This window comes from Microbacterium gilvum (assembly GCF_039543865.1).
In the GTDB taxonomy this organism is placed as follows: domain Bacteria; phylum Actinomycetota; class Actinomycetes; order Actinomycetales; family Microbacteriaceae; genus Microbacterium; species Microbacterium gilvum.
Window position 1 is genome coordinate 103,645 of sequence record NZ_BAABKO010000002.1, and the last position, 21,225, is coordinate 124,869.

At 71.9% G+C, this 21,225-nt stretch carries 18 protein-coding genes; 11 read left to right on the top strand and 7 right to left on the bottom strand.

The features are described 5' to 3' along the window. Window positions 1-100: 100 nt before the first annotated feature. Together ABD998_RS06320 and ABD998_RS06325 are read left to right on the top strand one after the other, a co-directional pair. Complete coding sequence (locus tag ABD998_RS06320) at window positions 101-922, top strand: FAD binding domain-containing protein (RefSeq protein WP_345437151.1); 822 nt, start codon at window positions 101-103, stop codon at window positions 920-922. Next, a complete protein-coding gene (locus ABD998_RS06325) occupies window positions 919-3,624 on the top strand; it encodes a molybdopterin-dependent oxidoreductase (RefSeq protein ID WP_345437153.1) in 2,706 nt (901 codons plus the stop codon). Before ABD998_RS06320 ends, ABD998_RS06325 begins: the two co-directional genes overlap by 4 nt. Before the next feature lie 208 nt (window positions 3,625-3,832). Here the strand turns inward: ABD998_RS06325 and ABD998_RS06330 are convergent, their stop codons facing one another. After that, on the bottom strand, window positions 3,833-4,588 hold the full coding sequence (locus ABD998_RS06330) for an SDR family NAD(P)-dependent oxidoreductase (RefSeq protein ID WP_425562952.1): 756 nt from the start codon (window positions 4,586-4,588) through the stop codon (window positions 3,833-3,835). A gap of 144 nt (window positions 4,589-4,732) precedes the next feature. Between ABD998_RS06330 and ABD998_RS06335 the strand changes: the two genes are divergently transcribed. The 9 genes from ABD998_RS06335 (at window position 4,733) to ABD998_RS06375 (ending at window position 15,110) form a co-directional block, all read left to right on the top strand. Then, window positions 4,733-6,172 carry an NCS2 family permease gene (locus ABD998_RS06335; protein WP_345437155.1) on the top strand — a complete coding sequence of 480 codons (1,440 nt, stop codon included), beginning with the start codon at window positions 4,733-4,735 and terminating at the stop codon, window positions 6,170-6,172. A gap of 198 nt (window positions 6,173-6,370) precedes the next feature. Further along, on the top strand, window positions 6,371-6,964 hold the full coding sequence (locus ABD998_RS06340; RefSeq protein ID WP_345437157.1) for a helix-turn-helix domain-containing protein: 594 nt from the start codon (window positions 6,371-6,373) through the stop codon (window positions 6,962-6,964). A 161-nt stretch (window positions 6,965-7,125) separates the two neighbouring features. Next, a complete protein-coding gene (locus ABD998_RS06345) occupies window positions 7,126-8,172 on the top strand; it encodes an ABC transporter substrate-binding protein (protein ID WP_345437159.1) in 1,047 nt (348 codons plus the stop codon). Then, window positions 8,169-9,536: an amidohydrolase family protein gene (locus tag ABD998_RS06350; RefSeq protein WP_345437161.1), complete on the top strand. Its 1,368-nt coding sequence runs from the start codon at window positions 8,169-8,171 to the stop codon at window positions 9,534-9,536. Before ABD998_RS06345 ends, ABD998_RS06350 begins: the two co-directional genes overlap by 4 nt. A 13-nt stretch (window positions 9,537-9,549) precedes the next feature. Next, window positions 9,550-11,052 (top strand): aldehyde dehydrogenase family protein, encoded by a 1,503-nt coding sequence (locus tag ABD998_RS06355; protein WP_345437163.1) that lies wholly within the window; start codon window positions 9,550-9,552, stop codon window positions 11,050-11,052. Next, window positions 11,049-12,437: an NtaA/DmoA family FMN-dependent monooxygenase gene (locus ABD998_RS06360; RefSeq protein WP_345437165.1), complete on the top strand. Its 1,389-nt coding sequence runs from the start codon at window positions 11,049-11,051 to the stop codon at window positions 12,435-12,437. Before ABD998_RS06355 ends, ABD998_RS06360 begins: the two co-directional genes overlap by 4 nt. After that, window positions 12,434-12,934 (top strand): thiamine pyrophosphate-binding protein, encoded by a 501-nt coding sequence (locus ABD998_RS06365; protein ID WP_345437168.1) that lies wholly within the window; start codon window positions 12,434-12,436, stop codon window positions 12,932-12,934. The genes ABD998_RS06360 and ABD998_RS06365 overlap by 4 nt, the downstream gene beginning before the upstream one ends. A 2-nt stretch (window positions 12,935-12,936) precedes the next feature. Then, the gene (locus ABD998_RS06370; protein WP_345437170.1) at window positions 12,937-13,545 is read left to right on the top strand and encodes a thiamine pyrophosphate-dependent enzyme; all 609 of its coding nucleotides are present in this window, start codon (window positions 12,937-12,939) and stop codon (window positions 13,543-13,545) included. Next, complete coding sequence (locus tag ABD998_RS06375) at window positions 13,545-15,110, top strand: GMC family oxidoreductase (RefSeq protein ID WP_345437172.1); 1,566 nt, start codon at window positions 13,545-13,547, stop codon at window positions 15,108-15,110. The genes ABD998_RS06370 and ABD998_RS06375 overlap by 1 nt, the downstream gene beginning before the upstream one ends. 651 nt (window positions 15,111-15,761) lie before the next feature. Here the strand turns inward: ABD998_RS06375 and ABD998_RS06380 are convergent. The 6 genes from ABD998_RS06380 to ABD998_RS06405 form a co-directional block, all read right to left on the bottom strand. Then, window positions 15,762-16,376, bottom strand: coding sequence for a helix-turn-helix domain-containing protein (locus ABD998_RS06380; RefSeq protein ID WP_345437174.1), 615 nt, complete (start codon window positions 16,374-16,376; stop codon window positions 15,762-15,764). A 2-nt stretch (window positions 16,377-16,378) separates the two neighbouring features. Further along, the gene (gene add / locus ABD998_RS06385) at window positions 16,379-17,413 is read right to left on the bottom strand and encodes an adenosine deaminase (RefSeq protein ID WP_345437176.1); all 1,035 of its coding nucleotides are present in this window, start codon (window positions 17,411-17,413) and stop codon (window positions 16,379-16,381) included. A 26-nt stretch (window positions 17,414-17,439) separates the two neighbouring features. Further along, entirely contained in the window at window positions 17,440-18,306 is an 867-nt protein-coding gene (locus ABD998_RS06390) for an ABC transporter permease (protein ID WP_345437178.1), read from the bottom strand. Then, window positions 18,303-19,208 carry an ABC transporter permease gene (locus ABD998_RS06395; protein ID WP_345437180.1) on the bottom strand — a complete coding sequence of 302 codons (906 nt, stop codon included), beginning with the start codon at window positions 19,206-19,208 and terminating at the stop codon, window positions 18,303-18,305. The genes ABD998_RS06390 and ABD998_RS06395 overlap by 4 nt, the downstream gene beginning before the upstream one ends. After that, window positions 19,198-20,019 (bottom strand): ABC transporter ATP-binding protein, encoded by an 822-nt coding sequence (locus ABD998_RS06400; RefSeq protein WP_345437182.1) that lies wholly within the window; start codon window positions 20,017-20,019, stop codon window positions 19,198-19,200. Before ABD998_RS06400 ends, ABD998_RS06395 begins: the two co-directional genes overlap by 11 nt. Window positions 20,020-20,093: 74 nt before the next feature. Further along, window positions 20,094-21,158, bottom strand: a complete 1,065-nt coding sequence (locus tag ABD998_RS06405) for an ABC transporter substrate-binding protein (protein WP_345437184.1) — start codon at window positions 21,156-21,158, stop codon at window positions 20,094-20,096. Window positions 21,159-21,225 lie beyond the last annotated feature (67 nt).

The window sequence follows — 21,225 nt, forward strand, 5'->3', positions numbered from 1 at the left end:
GTCCGTTGGGCGAGGAGAAGCTCGGCGAGGAGAAGCTCGGCGAGGAGAAGCTCGGCGAGGAGAAGCAGGGCGAGAGGAACCGGACGGAGGTGGGGGCGAGGTGGATCTGACCGCCGTCGAGAGCTACCGGCGCGCGCGGTCGCGCGCCGACCTGGTGCTGGCTCCCGGAGAGGCTCCGCTCGCGGGCGGCACGCTGCTCTTCAGCGACCCGCACCCGCACGTCTCGGGGCTCGTCGACCTCACGACGCTCGGATGGCCCGATCTCGAGCAGACGGACACCGGGCTGCGGATCGGCGCGACCTGCAGCATCGCGCGCCTCGTCGCCTTCGCTGAGCGGGGCGTGCCGGGATGGACCGCCCTCCCGCTCTTCGTCGAGGCGGCGAACGCGCTCCTGATGTCCTTCAAGATCTGGAACACCGCGACGGTGGGCGGCAACATCGCCCAGTCGTATGCCGCGGGCGCCATGATCTCGCTCGGAGCGGCCCTCGACGCGGAGGCGGTCGTGTGGACGCCCGGCGGCGGCGAGCGCAGGATGCCCGTCGCCGCCGTCCCCGCGGGGAACGGCGCGAACACGCTCGCGACGGGAGAGATCATCCGTGCGATCGACATCCCCGACCGCGCCCTGCGCTCCCGCACGGCGCTGCGCAAGGTAGCGCTGGCCGAGCTCGGCCGCTCCGGCGCGGTCGTGACGAGCCGAGTCGACGAGGACGGCACGGCGGTGTTCGCTCTCACGGCCGCCGTCGAGCGCCCCGTCGTGCTGCGGTGGGCAGCCCTCCCGGGGACCGACGAGCTCACCGCGGCAGTCGACGCGGCCGACGGCTGGTACACCGATCCGCTCGGCTCGGCCGATTGGCGTCGCGGCGTGACGGCGGTGCTCGCGGAGCGCTGCCGCGCGGCCCTCGCGGAAGGAGCAGGCGCATGAGCCTCGTCGTCAACGGCGAGCCGATCGAGATCGACCCGCGACCGGGGCAGTGCCTGCGCACCCTGCTGCGCGAGCACGGGCACACCGAAGTGAAGAAGGGCTGCGACGCGGGCGACTGCGGCGCCTGCGGCGTCGTGCTCGACGGCGAGCCCGTGCATTCCTGCCTCATCCCCGCCATGCGCGTCGACGGCAGCACGGTCACGACGGCAGCGGGCCTCGCACCGGGCGACGATCTCCACCCCGTGCAGGACGCGCTCGCGACGGGCTTCGGCTTCCAGTGCGGCTTCTGCACGCCGGGCATGAGCGTCACGGCATCATGCCTGCACGAGGGCGACGAGCACGATCTCGACCGGCTGCTCAAGGGCAACCTCTGCCGGTGCACCGGGTACCGCCCCATCCGCGAGGCGATCGCCTCGACGCTCGGCCCCGTGCGCGAGACCGGTCGGCGGCCGTCCGACGCGGCGGCGCCCTCCGGCGTCGGCGCCTCCGTCGTGCCCGAGCCCGCGCGCCGCATCGTGCAGGGCATCGAGCCGTACACGTTCGACGAGGTCCCGGATGGCGCGCTTGTGCTGCGCGTCGTGGCGTCGCCGCACGCGCATGCGCGCGTCGTGTCTATCGACACGGCCGCGGCCGAGGCCGTCCCCGGCGTCGTGGCCGTGCTGACCCACCTCGACGTGCCCGACATCCGGTACTCGACGGGGCGACACGAGCACCGCACGGACGACCCCGACGACACGCGGATGCTCGACGACGTGGTGCGGCACATCGGACAGCGCGTCGTCGCCGTCGTCGCGGAGGACGCCGTCGCCGCGGACCGGGCCTGCCGGCTCGTCGAGGTCGTGTACGAGCCCCTCCCCGCCGTCTTCGATCCGGAGGACGCGCGCACGGCCGGCGCCCCGACCATCCACCCGGGGCGCACGCCCGATGATCGCGTGCTCGACGCCGACCGCAACATCGTGGGCGCCGTGCACACGGGACGCGGCGGCGACGTCGACGCGGCGCTCGCGGCGAGCGCCGTCACGGTGTCGGGCACGTGGCGCACCTCGCGAACGTCGCACGCACAGCTCGAGACGCACGGGGCGGTGGGATGGATGGACGGCGACGTGCTGACCATCCGCTCGTCGACGCAGGTGCCGTTCCTCGCACGCGATGAGCTCGCGCGGCTCTTCGCTCTCCCGCGGGAGAGCGTGCGCGTCTTCGCCCCGCGCGTCGGCGGCGGCTTCGGCGGCAAGCAGGAGATCTTCGCGGAGGACCTCGTCGCCCTGGCCGTGCTGCGCACCGGCCGGCCGGTCGCCTACGAGTTCTCGCGGACTGACGAGTTCCTGCGCGCGTCGGTGCGCCATCCCATGCGGGTGTCGGTCGACCTCGGCGCAGACGAGAGCGGCCGTCTCACGGCCGTGAAGCTCGACGTGCTGAGCGACACGGGCGCCTACGGCAATCACGCGCTGGGTGTGCTCTTCCACTCGGTGTCCGAGTCGGTGACGGTGTACAACACACCCGTCTTCCGCGTCGATGCGGAGGTCGTGTACACGAACAACCCGCCATCGGGCGCGTTCCGCGGCTACGGGCTCGGCCAGGTCATGCTCGGCATCGAATCGGCCATGGACCTGCTCGCCGAGCGCATCGGCATGGACCCGTTCGCGCTGCGGCGGCTCAACGGCATCCGCGAGGGCGATCCGCTGCGCACCGCGACGGGCGAGATCGAGCACGACCTCGTGTGGGGCAGCTACGGATTCGACCAGTGCCTCGACCTCGCGGAGAGCGCGCTGCGACGGGGCAACGGCGTCGAGGCACCGGAGGGCTGGCTCGTGGGCGAGGGGATGGCCGCGGGCATGATCGCGACGATGGCGCCGTTCGGCCATATCGCGCACACGACGGCGACGCTGCGCGCCGACGGCGTCTTCGCGCTGCGGACGGGGACGGCGGAGTTCGGGAACGGCACGACGACCGTGCAGCGGCAGATCGCAGCGAGCGTCTTCGACGTCGGGATGGATCGCATCGTCATCGCGCACGCCGACACCGCTCTCGTCGACCACGACACGGGAGCCTTCGCGTCGGCCGGGACGACCGTCGCAGGCAAGGCGCTGCACGCGGCATGCCTCGCGCTGCGCGAGCGGATGGTCGAGACGGCGGCCGCGCAGGTCGGCGCGTCCCCCGCTGACTGCGCATACGGACCGGAGGGCATCCGCACCCCGGACGGCGTCGTGCCGTTCGACCGCCTCGGCGAGCTGTCGGCCACGGGTGCGGAGCTCGGCGAGCACCGGTCGCTCGCGTTCGACGTGCACGCCGCGCGGGTGGCGGTCGACCCCGAGACGGGCGCGGTGCGCATCCTGCAGAACGTGCACGCCGCCGACGCCGGATTCGTCATGAACCCGGCGCAGTGCCGCGGGCAGATCGAGGGCGGCGTCGCGCAGGGCGTCGGAGGGGCGCTCTACGAGCAGGTCATCGTCGAGGACGGCCTTGTGCAGAACCCCATGTTCCGCACCTACCGCGTGCCGCAGTCGGTCGACATCCCCGACACCGAGGTGTACTTCGCGGACACCGCCGACGATCTCGGGCCGTTCGGAGCCAAGTCGATGAGCGAGTCGCCGTACAACCCCGTCGCGCCGGCGATCGGCAACGCGATCGCGCGCGCGATCGGGCGGCGACCGTACCACCAGCCGTTCACCCGCGACCGGGTGTGGCGGCTGCTGCAGGACTGAGTGAGGCGCTACCTGGCGGCACTTTGGCGCTTCCTGGCGCTTCCTGGCGCTACCTGGCGCTACCTGGCGCTACCTGGCGCTTCGCCAGTGCGGATGTAGGCGCCGAGGGCCGTTCTCGCCGACATCCGCACTGGCGGGCAGGGCCTTCGCCCACATCCGCACTGGCGAGCAGGGGCGCGGCGACAACGCGCCGGCCGCGCCCGCGGGGTCAGACGGTCGTGTAGCCGCCGTCGACGAGGTAGTAGCCGCCCGTGATGAACGACGCGTCATCCGACAGCAGGAAGCGCACGACCTTCGCGATCTCCTCGGGACGACCGAGACGGCCGAGGGGGTGCTTGCCCTTGAGCACGTCGAACGCCTCCTCGGGAAGCGAGCTCGTGAGCAGCGGCGTCTCGATGTAGCCGGGGCCGACCGAGTTGATGCGCAGGCCCTGCGCGCCGTACTCCGCCGCGGCGTTCTTCGTCAGCCCCACGACGGCGTGCTTCGACGCGGTGTAGGCGGAGCTCCCGATCGCGGCGACCGTGCCGTGGATCGACGCCATGTTGACGATCGCGCTCTCCCCGGCACCCGCCTCGAGCATCGCGGGGATCTGATACCGCATGCCGTAGAAGACGCCGTTGAGGTTCACGTCGATGACGCGGTCCCAGCCGTCGATGTCGACCTCGCCGGTGGGAGCGGCCTTGCCGCCGATGCCGGCATTGTTGACGGCGTAGTTGAGCTTGCCGTACGTCGACACCGCGAACGCGACGGCCTTCTCGTTGTCCTCGGCGATCGCCGTGTTGCCCTGGAACGCCGCTGCATCGCCGCCCGCCGCCGTGATCTCCCCGACGACGCGCTCGGCGCCCTCGAGGTTGAGGTCGGCGACGACGACCTTCACGCCGAGGCCTGCGAGCTCCTTCGCGACCGCTTCGCCGATGCCCGATCCGCCGCCCGTGACGAGGGCGACCTTGCCGTCGAATGCCATAATGATCCCTTCGATCTCCTGCATTGGGTCCATGCCCGTGCATGGATCTCGTACCATGAAGTCTACGCCTGTCGAAGACGGGTGTCTTCGTGGTGCGTCGGCCGCATCTGGCCCCGCACGCCTCCCCGATGAAACGATGACCCCATGACGAGCACCACCTCTGCGCCCCGTGGCGCCCTCGACCGCTTCTTCCGCATCACGGAGCGCGGCTCCACGGTCGGGACCGAGATCCGCGGCGGTCTCGTCACCTTCTTCGCGATGTCGTACATCATCGTGCTGAACCCGCTCATCATCGGCACCTCGGCGGATGGCACGGGCTCGTTCCTCGGCGGAGGAGACGCCCCGAACCTCAGCATGATCGCCTCGGCGACGGCGCTCATCGCCGGCGTCATGTCGATCCTCATGGGCGTCGTCGCGAACTTCCCCCTCGCCATGGCGGCCGGCCTCGGGCTCAACGCCGTCGTGGCCTACTCGATCGCCGCGCTCCCCGGCGTGACGTGGGCGGACGCCATGGGCGTCATCGTCATCGAGGGCCTGCTGATTCTCGTCCTCGTGCTCACCGGATTCCGCGAGGCGGTGTTCCGGGCCGTCCCCGGTCCGCTGAAGACGGCGATCGGCGCGGGCATCGGCCTCTTCATCACGCTCATCGGCCTCACGAACGCGGGCTTCGTGTCGGGCGACGGCGGCACCATCCTCTCGCTCGGAAACCTCGGCACGTGGCCGATCCTCGTCTTCGTCGTCGGCCTCGTCCTCGCGATCGTGCTGCATGCGCGCCAGGTGCGCGGCGCCATCCTCATCTCGATCCTCGTCGCCACGGCGCTCGCCATCGTGCTCGAGAACACGCTCCACATCGGCGACCGCACGACGAACCCCGAGGCCGGCTTCAACAGCGCGCCAACGTTCACGGGCATCGTCGCCGTACCCGACTTCTCGCTGCTCGGGCAGTTCGATCTGCTCGGCTCGTTCCAGAGCATCGGCATCGTCACGCTCGTGCTGCTCGTCTTCACGCTGCTGCTCGCCGACTTCTTCGACACGATGGGCACGATGGTCGCGATCGGCGCCGAGGCGAAGCTCCTCGACGCGCAGGGCAACCCGCCTCGCACGAAGCAGATCCTCATCGTCGACTCCCTCGGCGCCGTCGCGGGCGGCATGGGGTCCGTCTCGTCGAACACCGCCTTCGTCGAGTCGACGGCGGGCGTCGGCGACGGCGCGCGCACGGGCCTCGCGTCCGTCGTCACGGGCGTCGCGTTCCTGCTGTCGACGCTGTTCGCTCCGCTCGTCGCGCTCGTGCCCTACGAGGCGGCGGCCCCTGCGCTCGTGCTCGTCGGCTTCCTCATGCTCACGCAGGTGGCGGGCATCGACTGGAAGGACATCGAAGTCGCCCTGCCGGCGTTCCTCACGATCTCCTTCATGCCGTTCACCTACTCGATCGCCGACGGCATCGGCGCCGGCTTCATCGCGTTCATCGTCGTCAAGCTCGCCCGAGGCAAGGCCCGCGACATCCACTGGCTCATGTGGCTCGTCGGCGCGCTGTTCGTCGTGTACTTCACGATCGAGCCGCTGCGCGCCCTGCTGGGGGCGTGACGGCGGCGGCCGCGCGGCGTTCGCCAGTGCGGATGTAGACCCGAGGTGCCCTTTTGCGCCACATCCGCACTGGCGAAGCGGCCGAAGCCCCACATCCGCACTGGCGAAGGGGCCCCAGCGGCCACGAAGGGGCCCCCAACGGCCGCAGCGATCAGAAACCGGCGCGAGAGCACCGCGCTCCCCGCATAGGGTGAGGACGTGACGGCCGACTCCCCCTCGCTCGCCGCCGACGCCGCGATCGCCGCATCGGTGGGGCGGGCCATCCGCGACGAGCGCTCGCGACGCAAGCTCTCGATGCGCGCCCTCGCGGCGACCGCCGAGATCAGCCAGCCCTTCCTCAGCCAGATCGAGACGGGTCAGACGACGCCCTCGCTCGCGACCCTGTACCGGCTCGCGCACGCCCTCGGCCTCTCGCCGTCGGCCCTGCTGCCTGCCCCGCCCGAGCCCGGCGTCGTGCACATCACCCGGCAGGGCGACGATGGCTGGACGCCGATCTCCGACACCCCGAACGCGGGGATGACGCGAGTCCTGTCGCCCGCGTCGGCTCGGCTCGCGACCGTGCAGGAGTACCGCATCGAGCCCGGCCAGTACATGGGCGACTGGTTCCAGTCGGACGGCGAGCTGACGGTGCACGTGATCGAGGGCGCGATCGACCTCGAGGTCGAAGGGCAGGGGACCTGGACGCTCGGGCCCGGCGACTCCGCCGCGCACCCGGGCACGATCCGGAACCGGTGGACCGTGCACGGCGACGATCCCGTGCGCATCATCCTCGCCTACGCCGCCGGCCGCTGACGCGGCGCCGCACGCCGCCGGCCGCCGGCCGCCGGCCGCCGGCCACCGTCCCGCGCCGGGAAACATCCCCGACACGAGATAGCCATTTGCAATCAACGATTGCTCTCTACTATCAACGCATCGCGTGAACCCGCACGCGATGCGTCCGAGAGAGAGTCGTCATGCGCTCGTTCCCCCGCCTCCCCGCCGTGGTCGTCGTCTCGGCCGCCGCCCTGTCGCTCGCGGCCTGCGCGCCCGCCGCCGACGCCCCCGCCGACGCCGCGGAGCTCGGAGAGCTCGACGTCCAGCTGAGCTGGATCCTCAACGAGGAGTGGTCGGGCGAGTTCATCGCCGAGGACGCCGGCTACTACGCCGACGCCGGCTTCTCGTCGGTGAACCTCGTCGCCGGCCCGTCGAGCGGCGTCGCCGAGCTGCTCAGCGGAACCGCCGACGTCTCGCTCACCGACGCGCTCTCGGTAGGCGCCGCCATCGCCAACGAGCAGGCGCCGCTGAAGATCATCGGCGCGACGTTCCAGAAGAACCCCTTCACGATCGCCTCGCTGACCGACGGCGCCGACATCTCCACGCCCGAGCAGATGATCGGCGCGCGCGTCGGCGTGCAGGACTCCAACCGCGCCGTGTTCGAGGCCTTCCTCGCCGCGAACGGCATCGCGTCCGACGAGGTCGACATCGTCCCCGTGCAGTACGACGTCGCACCGCTCACGACGGGCGAGGTCGACGCGATGATCGCCTTCGTCACGAGCCAGTCCACGACGATCGAGCTGCAGGGCATCGAGGTCACCGACCTGCTCTTCGCCGACAACGGCCTGCCGTTCGTCGGCCACGTCGTGACGGCCACCGACGAGGCGGTCGCCTCCGACCGCGCCGCTCTCGCCGGCTTCCTCGAGGCCGAGATCCGCGGCTGGAACGACGCCGTCGCCGACCCCGAGCGCGGCGCGCAGCTCGCCGTCGACGAGTACGGCGAGTCGCTCGGGCTCGACATGACAGGATCGCTCGCGAGCGCCACCGCCCAGGCCGAGCTGCTCGTCGTGTCGGACGAGACCGAGGAGAACGGCCTCTTCACGATCTCCTCCGAGCTGCAGGAGCAGACCGTCGCGAGCCTCGCGACGGCGGGGTACGACCTGGATGCCTCCGATCTGTTCGACCTGTCGATCCTCGACGAGGTCTACGCCGAGAACCCCAACCTCGTCGACGGCGCCGCCTCGTGAGCGCTCTGTACCTGCCCGACGCCGTCGTCACCATGGATGACGACCTGCGGGTGCTCTCCGACGCCGCCGTGCTCGTCGACGGCGACACGATCGCCGCCGTCGGCCCGCGCGCCGAGCTCGAGGCCGCCCATCCCGCCGCCGAGCGCGTCGACCTCGCCGGCCGCCTCATCATGCCGGGCCTCGTGAACGCGCACCACCACTCCGGCATGCTGCGCGGCACGGCCGAGCACCTTCCGGTATGGGAGTGGCTGCGCATCCACATCGACCCCATGCACCGCGTGCTGCGCCCCGAGGAGGCGGAGGCCGCCGCCTGGCTCTGCTACGCCGAGGGGCTGCTGTCGGGGACGACCACCGTCGTCGACATGTGGCGCTACATGGATGGCGCGGCCCGCGCCGCGAGAGCACTCGGCAACCGCCTCGTCTCGGTCAACTACGTCGGCGAGCACCCCGACTTCGACTACTTCGACACGCTCGACGACAACGAGCGGATGCTGCAGGACTGGACGGGCGCCTGCAACGGCCGCATCATGCCGTGGGTCGGCCTGGAGCATCCGTTCTACGCCGACGCCGCCGGCCAGCGGCGCGCGATCGACCTGGCGCTCGCCCACGGCACGGGCCTCTACACGCACTGCAGCGAGTCGGAGATCGAGATCGCCGACTTCCGCGAGCGCCACGGCGCGCGCCCCATGCACGCCCTCGACGCGCTCGGGTTCTTCGACGCTCCGCACGCCATGATCGCCCACGCCGTCTGGCTCGACCAGAGCGAGATCGACCTCATCGCCGCGCGCGGCGTCGGCGTCTCGCACAACCCGGTGTCGAACATGAAGCTCGCGAGCGGGATGGCCCCCGTGGCCGAGATGCTCGCCGCGGGCGTCGCCGTCGGCCTCGGAACCGACGGCGAGAAGGAGAACAACAACCTCGACATGTTCGAGGAGATGAAGGTCGCCTCGCTCCTCGGCAAGCTGCGGTCGATGGACGCCGCCGCGATGGACTCGTGGCAGGTGCTGCGGATGGCCACGCGGGGCGGCGCGGACGCGATCGGGCGCGGCGACGTGCTCGGCGCCGTCGCCCCGGGCCGCAGGGCCGACTTCATCGCCGTGCGCACGGGCACGCCGCGCATGACGCCCTTCCTTCCCGACGGCGCGCACGCCAACCTGCACCACAACCTCGTGCACGCCGTGCGCGGCTCCGACGTCGACATGACGGTCGTCGACGGACGCGTCGTCGTGCGGGATGGCCGTCTCGTGCACGCCGATCTCGACGAGCTCATCGAGCGCGTGCGCCTCCTCGTCCCCGGCCTCTTCGCCCGGCGCGCCGAATGGATGGCCGCGCAGGACGACCTCGCCGGCCTCTTCCACCGCTGACCCGGAGCACACCATGATCGACACCGCCCATCCGCCGCTGCGCCCGCGCGTCACGGCGTTCCTCGCCGACGACCCCGGCCGGCTGCTCGTCGGCGGCCGCTGGCGGGCGGCGTCCTCCGGGGCGGACTTCGCCACCGTCGACCCCGCGACGGGACGACCGCTCGCCCGCATCGCGCGGGCGGCGGCGCCCGACGTCGACGCCGCCGTCGCGGCGGCGGCCACGGCCCTCCCCCGCTGGGCGAAGACCGCGCCCGCCGAGCGGTCGCGCCTGCTGTGGCGCATCGCCGACCTCATGGAGGAGCACCTCGACGACCTCGCGGAGCTCGAGACGCTCGACCAGGGCAAGAGCCTGCGCACCTCCCGCTTCGGGGAGGTCCCGGCAGCGATCTCGCAGTTCCGCTACTACGCGGGATGGCCGACGAAGATCCTCGGCGAGACCATCCCGACCTCGCTCTCGCGCACTCCCCCGGGCAAGGAGGTCCTCGCCTACACCCGGCGCGAGCCGGTCGGCGTGGTCGCCGCGATCGTGCCGTGGAACTCGCCCCTCATCATGACGGCCATGAAGCTCGCGCCCGCCCTCGCCGCCGGGTGCACGATCGTGCTGAAGCCCGCCGAGAACACGTCGCTCACTGCCCTCTATCTGGGGCGCCTGCTGCAGGAGGCCGGCCTCCCCGACGGCGTCGTGAACATCGTCACGGGCTTCGGCGGCGAAGCGGGAGAGGCGATCGCCGCCCATCCCGGCGTCGCCAAGGTCGCGTTCACGGGCTCGACGGCGGTCGGCAAGCGCCTCGCGCAGACCGCCTCGACGCGCCTCGCCCGTCTCACGCTCGAGCTCGGCGGCAAGTCGCCGTCGATCATCCTCCCCGACGCCGATCTGACGGCGGCGATCGCGGGGGTCTCCCGCGGCATCTTCGACAACGGCGGGCAGGTCTGCGTCGCGAGCGCGCGGATCTACGCGCATCGCGACGTCTACGACGACGTCGTGGCGGGGATGGCCACGGCGGGCGAGTCGCTCGCGCTCGGCCACGGGCTCGCCGCCGGCACCGACCTCGGCCCGCTGGTGAGCGCCGCGCAGGCCGAGCGCGTGGCGGGGTACGTCGACGAGGGGGCTGCCGACGGCGTCGAGGTCGTCACGGGCGGACGGCGCGAGGGCGACGCCGGCACGTTCTACAGGCCCACGGTGCTCACGGGCGCCCGGCCCGGGATGCGCCTGCTGCGCGAGGAGATCTTCGGGCCTGTCGCCGTCGTCACTCCGTTCGACGACCTCGACGAGGTCGTCGTATGGGCCAACGACAGCGACTACGGCCTGGCCGCGAGCGTGTGGACGGAGGGGCTGAGCGCTGCGCACCGCGTCGCCGCACGGCTGCAGGCGGGAACCGTGTGGGTGAACTGCCATTCCTTCCTCGGCCCCGAGCTGCCCAAGGGCGGCCACAAGGAGTCGGGCTGGGGCTACGAGAACGGGCCGCAGGGGCTCGAGAACTACCTGGAGACGAAATCGGTGGTGATGGTCCTGTGACGCAGCGCATCAGGCTCGGGGTCTTCGAGATGATGAACCCCTCGAACGGCATGCCGACGTGGACGCATCCCGAGGGGCGAGGGGACGACTGGGACCGGCTCGAGTACTGGGTCGACCTCGCCCGCGACCTCGACGCCGCCGGCTTCGACTTCCTCTTCTTCGCCGACACCTACGGCTATGCGACGCTCGACGGGCGCATGCCGGACGAGGTCGCGGCCCACGGCATCCAGTTCCCCGCGCTCGACCCCATGCTCGCCATCGCGGCCCTCGCGCGCGAGACCGAGCGGCTCGGCTTCGTCGTGACCTCGCCGACGACGGTCGAGAAGCCCTACGGCACGGCGCGCCGCTTCGCCACGCTCGACCGCCTGACGGGAGGCCGCATCGGATGGAACGTCGTGACCGGCAGCTCGCAGGCGACGACCGACGAGCTCTTCGGCGTCACGTCCGCGCTGTCGCACGACGCCCGTTACGACGCGGCGGACGTGTTCCTCGACACGTGCCTGCGGCACTGGGAGCACAGCTGGGACGACGACGCCGAGCGGCGCGACCGAGCGGCGGGCGTGTACGCCGACCCCCGGCGGCTCCACCGGGTGGAGACGCCCGCGTCGCGCGGCGTCTTCGCCGTGCCGCCCACGCCGCAGCGCACTCCCGTGCTGTTCCAGGCGGGCACGTCCGACCGCGGGCGCGCGTACGCCGCACGCAACGCGGAAGCCGTGTTCATCCAGGGGCAGACGGTCGAGGGGGCCGCGGCGCACGTCCGCGACATCCGCGCGCAGGCCGTCGCGCACGGACGTGATGGCGCCGACGTCGCCGTCATCACGGGGATGACCGTCACCGTCGCGCCCACGCGCGCGGAGGCCGACGCCCTGCGCGCGGAGTACGAGGCCCTCCTCGGGCACGACGACGCGGCCGTCATGTTCGCCGGGATCACGGGGCTCGACCTCACGGGCATCGGCCCGGGGACGAAGGTCGTCGACCTCCGCACCGACCTCGGCCAGACGCTCGTGCAGCGCTACGCGCGGGAGGATCCCGGCATGCGCGTCGGCGACATCCTCGACGCGTTCCGCACGCGCGCCATCCGCGGGTTCCAGGTGACGGGCGCGCCCGACGAGGTCGCCGACGAGATCGAGCGCATCGTCGACGGCTCCGGAATCGACGGCATCATGCTCGAGCCGACGTTCGGCGGCCCCGGCGCCTACCGCGCCTTCATCGAGCTCGTCCTGCCGATCCTCGTCGCCCGAGGACGTGCGGGCGCGCCGGAGGGCGCGACCCTGCGCGAGCACGTGAGCGGGCGCACCCGACTCGCCCCCGCCCATCCCGCGCACCGCCTCGCCGCGGTCGCACCCCAGCCGGCGCACAGCGCCGAGAACGGAGAGAGCGCATGAGAGCCGACGCCGTCGAGGCGGTGATCCGGGGCCTGAAGCGGGCCGGCGTGAGCATCGCGACCTACCTCCCGGACTCGCTCCTCAAGGAGCTGTACCCGGCGCTGGACGCCGATCCCGACATCCGCACCATCCCCGTCACGAACGAGGGCGAGGGCGCGGCGATCGCCGGCGGCGTCTTCCTCTCTGGCAAGCGCGCCGTGCTCGTCATGGAGAACTCCGGGCTGCGGGCCGCGACCGAGCACCTCGCGCGCATGGGTCTCGGCGCGGGCATCCCCGTCGTCATGATCATGAGCTACCGCGGCGAGCTGGGCGAGAACAACTGGTGGGCCATCCCGCACGGCATCACGATGGAGCCGCTGCTCGCCACCCTGCGCACGCCGTACACGATCGTCCGCGAGGTGGACGAGATCGAGCAGGCCGTCGTGAACGCGTACGAGACGGCGTACGCGTCCTACCACCATGCCGCCGTCGTCCTCGGAGGGGGGATCGTGCGATGAGCATGAGCCGTTGGGAAGCCATGGCCCTGCTGGGCGCGCGTCTGCGCGACGAGCTCGTCGTCCTGTCGCTCGGCGGCGCCGTCGACGAGTGGTACGACGCCGCTCCGCACATGCGCGACGCGAGCCTGTTCCAGCAGCAGCTCGGATGCGTGACGCCGGAGGCGTTCGGCCTCGCCGCCGGCCTGCCGCACCGCCGCATCGTGTCGCTCGACACCGACGGCGGGCTGCTGTTCAACCTCGGCATCCTCGCGACGCTCGGCAACGAGCAGCCCGCGAACCTCTTCGTCGTCGTGTGGGACAACGAGCAGTACCAGTCCATCGGCGGGCCCGCCACCCACACCGCGAAGGGCCGCGTCGACCTCGCCGCGATCGCGCGGGGTGCGGGCGTCGCCGAGGCGCACACGGCGACGACGCTCGAGGAGTTCGACGCGCACTGCGCCGCCGGCCTCGCCGCGCACGAGCCCTACATCGTCGTCGCGAAGACCGACGGCGTGCTGAAGCCCGGCATCCGCCGCAAGCACTCGGATGGCCGCGAGGACAAGTACATCTTCGTGCGCCACGTGGAGGAGACCGAGGGCATCGTCGTCATGGGTCCGAGCGAGCACAACTGATGCCCGTCGTCGCCCGTCCCGCCGCCGCCTACGACGTCATCGTCGTGGGCGGCGGCGCCGCCGGCTGCGTGCTCGCCGCGCGCCTGTCGGAGGACGCCGCCGTGCACGTGCTGCTCGTCGAGACCGGTCCCGACCACCGCGGCGTCCGGGAGATCGTCGACGCCGCGCACTGGGATGCGCTCATCGGCGGACGCTACGACCACGGCTACCGGTCGGCGCCGTCGCCGCACGTCGGCGGCCGGGAGCTCGCCATCCCCCGCGGCCGCGTGCTCGGCGGCAGCTCGAGCACCAACGCGATGCTCTGGTACCGCGGCAACCGCGCCGACTACGACGCCTGGGAGGCGCAGGGGGCCGCCGGCTGGGGATACGACGCCCTGCTGCCCGCGTTCCGGCGCTCGGAGACCCGGCCGGGCGGCGACCCCGCCTACCGCGGCGACGACGGGCCCATGCGCGTGGGCCCGCTCGCCTCGGTGCACGCCATCGCGCACGCGCTCGTGGCCGCGTCGGCCGAGCGGGGCCTTCCCGTCATCGACGACGCCAACGCGGCCGACGACCTCGGCGCGACCTACGCCGACTACAACGCCGTCGTGGGCGAGGACGGGGCGTTCGAGCGCTGGAGCGCCGCGCGCGCCTACCTCGAGCCCGCACTGGCACGGCCGAACCTCCATGTGCTCGTCGGGAGCCGCGTGCACGAGGTCTCGCTCGAGGGCGACGTCGCCACCGGCATCCGCCACGAGCTCGATGGAGCGCTCGCCACCACGCGCGCGGCGCGCATCGTGCTCACCGCGGGCGCCATCGACACGCCGCGGCTGCTGCAGCTGTCGGGCATCGGCGACCCGACCCGGCTCGCCGAGGCGGGCATCCGGGTACGGCACGACCTGCCGGGCGTGGGCGAGAACTTCCAGGACCATCCGCTCATCCTCGGGATGAACTTCCGGTCGCGCGCGGGCCTCGGTCCCGTCGTCGGCAACGGCGGCGGCGCGATGCTCAACTGGCGCAGCACGCACGCGGGGGCGAGCCCCGACCTGCACACGGTGGTCGCGCACGGATCCCGCGGCGATGAGCGCCTCCACGCGGCGCACGACCTGTCGGGCGACCGGGTGTTCGCGCTCGTGCCCGGCCTCTACCGGTCGCAGAGCACGGGGTGGGTGCGGGTGCGGTCGTCCGACGCCGCGCAGGCTCCCGAGATCCAGCCGAACTACCTCGCGCATCCGACCGACCTCGCCGCGATGGTGGAGGCCCTCGACGCCGTGCACGACCTCGTCGCGGCTCCCGCCTACCGAGCGCTCGCCGAGGGGCCGATCACGCCGCCGCACGGGCTCGACCGCGCCGCGAAGGAGCGGTACGTGCGGGAGAACGTCGGCACCTTCTTCCACTGCTCCGGCACCGCGCGCATCGGGGTCGACGACCTCGCCGTCGTCGACCCGTCACTGCGCGTGCGCGGGCTCGCCGGGCTGTGGGTCGCCGACGCGTCGGTCATGCCGAGCATCCCGACCTGCAACACCCAGGCCCCCACGATCGCGATCGCCGAACGGGCGGCCGAGCTCCTCGGCGCGGCCGGCTGATAGGGGTGGGCGGCGCGGGCGGCGCCGTGCCGCCTTTCGCGACGTTCGCCAGTGCGGATGTCGGCCTGGGCGGCCCGCCCCCCGCTTCGCCAGTGCGGATGTCAGGCCGGGCGCCCCGCCCGCCGCTTCGCCAGTGCGGATGTCAGGCAAAAGCACCCACTTCGCCCACAACCGCACTGGCGAACGACAACAACGCGCACAACCGCACTCGCGAAGCAGCACCCGACACCCCACGGCAGCCGTCACCGCCCAGCACACCTGCTCGCCAGTGCGGATGTCGGCCAAAAGCACCCACTTCGCCCACAACCGCACTGGCGAACGACAACAACGCGCACAACCGCACTCGCGAAGCAGCACCCGACACCCCACGGCAGCCGTCACCGCCCAGCGCCCTACTCGCCAGTGCGGATGTCAGCCAAAAGCACCCACTTCGCCCACAACCGCACTGGCGAACGACGACAACGCGCACAACCGCACTCGCGAAGCAGCACCCGACACCCCACGGCAGCCGTCACCGCCCAGCGCCCTACTCGCCAGTGCGGATGTCAGCCAAAAGCACCCACTTCGCCTACAACCGCACTGGCGAACGACGACAACGCGCACATCCGCACTGGCGAGCGGTGACGAATGGACGAAAAGCACGCACCGGCGTCACCGCGCAGCGCGCACCGTCTCCTTGACCACGAGCAGCCGCGCGGCACCGCCGTCGGGCGTCCACCAGCGGTGCTGCACTCCGCCCGCGTACGACGCGGAGTCTCCCGCGGCGAGCGCGTGCTCCTCGCCGTCGAGCTCGAGGCGGATGGCCCCGGCGAGCACGTACACGAACTCACCTTCGGCGTGCGCGAACCGCTCGCCGCGCTCCGAGCGGGTGACCTCGACCTCGAGCGGATGGAACGCCGACGCGCCGTGCGCGAGCGCCCGCGCCGTGCCGCGCGAGAACCCCTCCGGCACGGCTCCGTCCCCCGCGCGGACGAGCTCGACGCGGGCGGGCTCGTCCGACGGCTCATCGGCGGCCGCGACGAGCTCGACGGGGCTGGTCTCGAGCGCGACGGCGATGCGCCGCAGCGACCCGAGGCTCGGCTGGTGGATGCCGCGCTCGACCTGGCTGAGGAACGGGTGCGAGAGCCCCGTGGCGGCGGCGACGCGGGCGAGGGTGAGGCCGCGCGCCTTGCGGAGCGCGCGGATGCGCTCCCCGAGCCGCGCGGCCGTCTCCGGGTCGGAGGTGACGCGGGCGTCGGCGTCCGCGCGCGCCGCGCCCGCCGCCATCCTCAGCCCGCGACCGCGACGCCGTGCGACGCCGCGAACTCCTCGACGGCCGCGACGAAGGCCGCGCGCCGCGCGGGCGTCAGCCACGAGGCCTCGAAGGAGTTGACCGCGAGACGCGCGAGGTCGCCGGCGTCGAGGCCCGCCTGTTCGGCGAGGGCGACGTAGTTGTCGGCGACGTAGCCGCCGAAGTACGCCGGGTCGTCGGAGTTCACCGTGACGCGCACGCCCTCGCGCAGCAGCGAGACGATCTCATCCGACTTCATCTGCTCCGTCACGAACGAGTTCGACACGGGGCACGTCGTGAAGCCGAGGCCGCGCTCCTTCGCGAGTGCGACGAGCGCGGGGTCCTCCACGATGTTCGTGCCGTGGTCGACGCGGTCGACACCGATCTCCTCGAGCACCTGGCGGATGTGCTCGATCGAGCCCTTCTGGTCGATGTCGCAGTGCATCGTCGTGAAGAACCCCTCCGCCTTGGCGCGCGCAAACACGGCGGCGAACTTCGCGGGCGGGTTGTCGCGCTCATCCGAGTCGAGGCCCACGCCGACGATCCACGCTTTGTACGGCAGCGCCTCCATGAGCGTGGACATCGCGTGCTCGGCCGTGAAGTCGCGCAGGAAGCAGAGGATGAGCTCGGCCGAGACGCCGAGCTCGTCCTGCGCCCGGACGGCCGCACGGCGGTACCCCGTGACGACGTCGGCGAACGGGACGCCGCGGCTCGTGTGCGCCTGCGGGTCGAAGAACATCTCGACGTGCACGACGCCGTTCGCCTTCGCGCGCTGCAGGTACGCCCAGGCGAGGTCGTGGAAGTCGTCGGCGGTCTGCAGCACCTCCATCGCCGGGTAGTAGACGGCGAGGAAGCTCGTGAGATCGGTGAAGTCGTAGGTCGCCTTCACGGCCTCGACGGTCTTCTCGGCGAGCGCGATGCCGTTGCGCGCGGCGAGCGCGAACTTCAGCTCGGGCTCGAGCGTGCCCTCGAGGTGCAGGTGGAGCTCGGCCTTGGGGAGGCCGTAGGCGAAGGCGCGGAGGTCGACGGTCATGCGGGTGGTTCCTTTCGGGTGGCGCGTCAGGCGCGGTCGGCCATGCCCATGCGGGCGAGGACGACCGATTCGACGATAGCCACGAGGTTGTAGAGGACGAGCGCCGCGCCCGTGACGAGCACGACGGCCGTCCACAACGCAGCGAACTGCGCCTGCGCCTGGTACCCGCCGACGGCGCCGCCGATGCCGCCGCCGACCGCGAGCCACTCGGCGAGCAGGGCGCCCGTGATGGCGCCCGGCACCGAGATGCGCACGGCGGCGAGGAGCGAGGGCAGCGAGCTCGGCAGGGCGACCTTGCGCAGCGCCGTCCACGGCGAGCCGCCGTAGACCTCGATGACGTCGCTCATCTGCGGCGACACCTGGCGGAGGCCGAAGACGATGTTCACGAGCGCGGGGAACAGCACGACGATGCCGCCGATGACGGCCACCGTGACGGGGCTGCGGCCGAAGATGAGGATGATGACGGGCGCCATCGCGACGAGCGGCACGGAACGCAGCAGCATCGCGAGCGGCATGAGCGCGTGCTCGAAGCCCTTGCTGAGCTGGAAGCCCATCGCGACGAGCAGCGCGACGACGAGGCCCGCGACGAAGCCGATGGTCGCGTCGGCGAGGGTCACGCCGAGCTGCCCGAACAGCTGCGCGCGGTTGTCGGCGGCGTTCGGCATCGTGAAGAGGAACGCCCAGACGTCGGCGGGGCCCTTGCCGACGTAGGGGCTCACGCCGAACACGAGGAGCAGGCCCTGCCACAGCACGAGCACGGCGACGATCGTGAGCGCGAACGTGGTGAGACTCGACCCGAGCGCGCGGAGCGTCGCGCGCCGCGCCTCGCGGCGCATGTCGGCGATGGGGGCGGATGGCGCGGGGGCGGCCACCGGGGCGGCGACGGCGGTCATGCGGATGCTCCCTTCGACCACGGGGCGACCTGGCGGGCGGCGAGCCCGACGAGCGCGAACCCGGCGAGGGCCACGAGGCCCGAGACGAGGGCGATGCCCCACACGCGCGGCGAGTCGAGCGCCTGCTGCGCCGCGATCATGGCGGGGCCGACGCCGTACTGCACCTTGCCGAAGAACTCGCCGAGCACGGCGCCCAGGAAGGCGGCGGGCACGGCGATCTGCAGGGCGTTGAGGATGGACGGCAGCGCGGCGATGAGCCGCACCTTGCGCAGCTGCGTGAGCCGCGATCCGCCGTAGACGGCGACGAGGTCGAGGGCGGAGCGGTCGGCGGCCTTGAGCCCGAGGAGCGTGCTCACGACCGTCGTGAAGAAGACCGACAGGGCCGCGAGGAAGATCGCGTTGCCGGCCGGCTCGCCCGCGTCGGGCACGGGGATGATGACGACGAGGAGGATGCCGATGGCGACGATCGGGATGCAGTACGTGATGATGGCGAGCTGCATGACGACGCCCTCGAGCCGCGGCAGCACGAGCACCGTGGCCGACAGGAGGAGCGCGATGACGTTGCCCCACAGGTAGCCGATGCCCGCCTCGGCGAGGGTGACGCCGAAGTTGCGGGCGTAGAAATCCCACCCGGAGGTGAACAGTCCCTCCACGACCTGCGGAGGGGTCGGGATGGCGCGCACGCCCGTCCCGACGCTCGCGAACGCGGTCTCCGCGAGAATCCACCACGCGAGGATGACGCCGATGATGCCGATCGCGCCGACCATCCAGGAGGGGAGCTTGACGTCCTCCCACTGGATGCGCGCTCCGCGTCCGTCCGGAGCCTGTGCCGCGACGGCCGCCATCGCGGCTCCCGAGCCGTCCGTCGCGACGGGTGCCGCGCCATCCGTCTCAGTGCTCATCGTCTGCCCCGTCGTCTCCGCCGAACAGCAGCTCGGATGCCTGGTCGACGTACGCGTGGAACTCCGGCGTGCGCATGAGCTCGGGTGTGCGAGGCCGCGGCAGGTCGATGTCCATGACGGCCTTGATGCGCCCGGGGCGCGGGCTCATGACGGCGACCTTGTCGCTCAGGAAGATCGCCTCCGAGATGCCGTGCGTGACGAGCAGGGTCGTGGCGGGCTTCTCCGTCCAGATGCGCAGGAGCTCGAGGTTGAGGCGCTGGCGCGTCATGTCGTCGAGGGCGCCGAACGGCTCGTCGAAGAGGAGCACCTCGGGCTTCAGGATGAGCGAGCGCGCGATCGACACGCGCTGCCGCATCCCGCCGGAGAGCTGGGCGGGCTTGGCCTTCTCGAAGCCGGTGAGCCCGACGAGATCGATCATCTCGCGCACGTAGTCCTTGTCGACGGGGGTGCCCGCGACCTCGAACGGCAGCTGGATGTTGGACTGCACGCTCCGCCACGGCAGCAGCGCCGAGTCCTGGAAGGCGATGCCGAGCTTGTTCTCGCGGCGCAGCTCCTTCGGGCTCTTGCCGTCGACGCGCGTCATGCCGCTCGAGGGCTCCTCGAGCCCGGCGAGGATGCGCAGGATGGTCGACTTGCCGCAGCCCGACGGGCCCAGGAGCGAGAGGAACGTGCCCTGCTCGGTGTGCAGGTTCGCGTCCTGCAGCGCGACGACGCTCTTGCGCCCCACGCGGAAGACCTTGTTGAGGCCCGTGATCTGGAGGCCGGTGCCCGCGCTCTGCGCGGTTCCGGTCGGGATGGCCGTGTCGGTCACTGCTGCTCCTGGCTTGTCGTGGCGGAGGTGTCGGGGGCGCGGCCGGCCGGTCCGCCGGCCGGCCGCGCAGGGGATCACTCCGCGTAGGCGATGAGGTCGGGGTTCTCCTCGTAGACCTCGGCGAGCAGGCTGAGGTCGAACAGCTGGTCGGCCGTCACCGAGATGCCGGCGCCCTCGAGGCTCGCGATCGTCTCGGCCTGGAGGTCCTCGCTGATGGTGAAGAGGCCGTTCTCGGCGGTCTCGTCCGACACGACGAGCGCGTTCTGCGCCTCGGAGCCGGCGAGCGTCTTCTCGGGGTCGAGCCCGAGGTCGGCGCCGTACTCCTCGAGAGCCAGGTCGGCGCCGAGCTGCGGGTCGTTCACGGCGTCGGTCCAGCCGCGCACCTCGGCCTCGAGGAGGCCCTTGAGCTTCTCGCGCTCGGTGTCGATGGCCTCCTGCGTGACCGTGACGGTCTCGGCGACGAACGGCAGGCCGTTGTCGGCGAAGGTGAGGTTGGTGGTCTCCAGCCCCTCCATCTCCACGGAGATAGCCTCGTTCGTGATGTAGGCGACGAAGCCGTCGACCTCGCCGTTGATGAGCGGCGCCGGGTCGTACTGCACCGGCACGACCTCGACGTCTGCGGGGTCGATGCCGTTGGCGGCGAGGAGCGCGTTGAAGAGCGACGTGTTGGAGTCCTGCACGCCGATCTTCTTGCCGACGAGGTCCTCGGCGGTCTGGATGTCGCCGCCGTCGGCGAGAGAGAGGATCGTGAAGGGGTTCGCCTGGAACGTCGCGCCGATGATCTTGAGCGGGGCGCTCTCGTTGGCGATCGCGGTGCCGACGGCGACGGAGTCGCTGAACGCGACGTCGGCCGTGCCGCTCAGCAGCTCCGCGACGCCCGTGGACGGGCCGGGGACGAGCGTGACGGAGTCGAAGCCGGCGTCGGCGTAGTACCCCTCGGAGTCGGCGATGTACTCGCCGGCGAACTCCTCGTTGAGGATCCAGCTGAGCTGGAGGGTGAGGTCGCCGAAGCTCTCCTCCTCCTCGCCGCCGGCTGCGGCGTCGTCGGACGAGCTCGCGCAGCCCGCGAGGACGAGGCCCGTGAGGGCGGCGGTCGCGACGGCGATGCCGGCACGGGTACGGCGGGAAGACAGGGACATGCTGTGCTCCATCTGCAAGGTGGTGCTCTCGGGTGAGTACCTGCCTGACACTAGGAGCCGTAGGTTT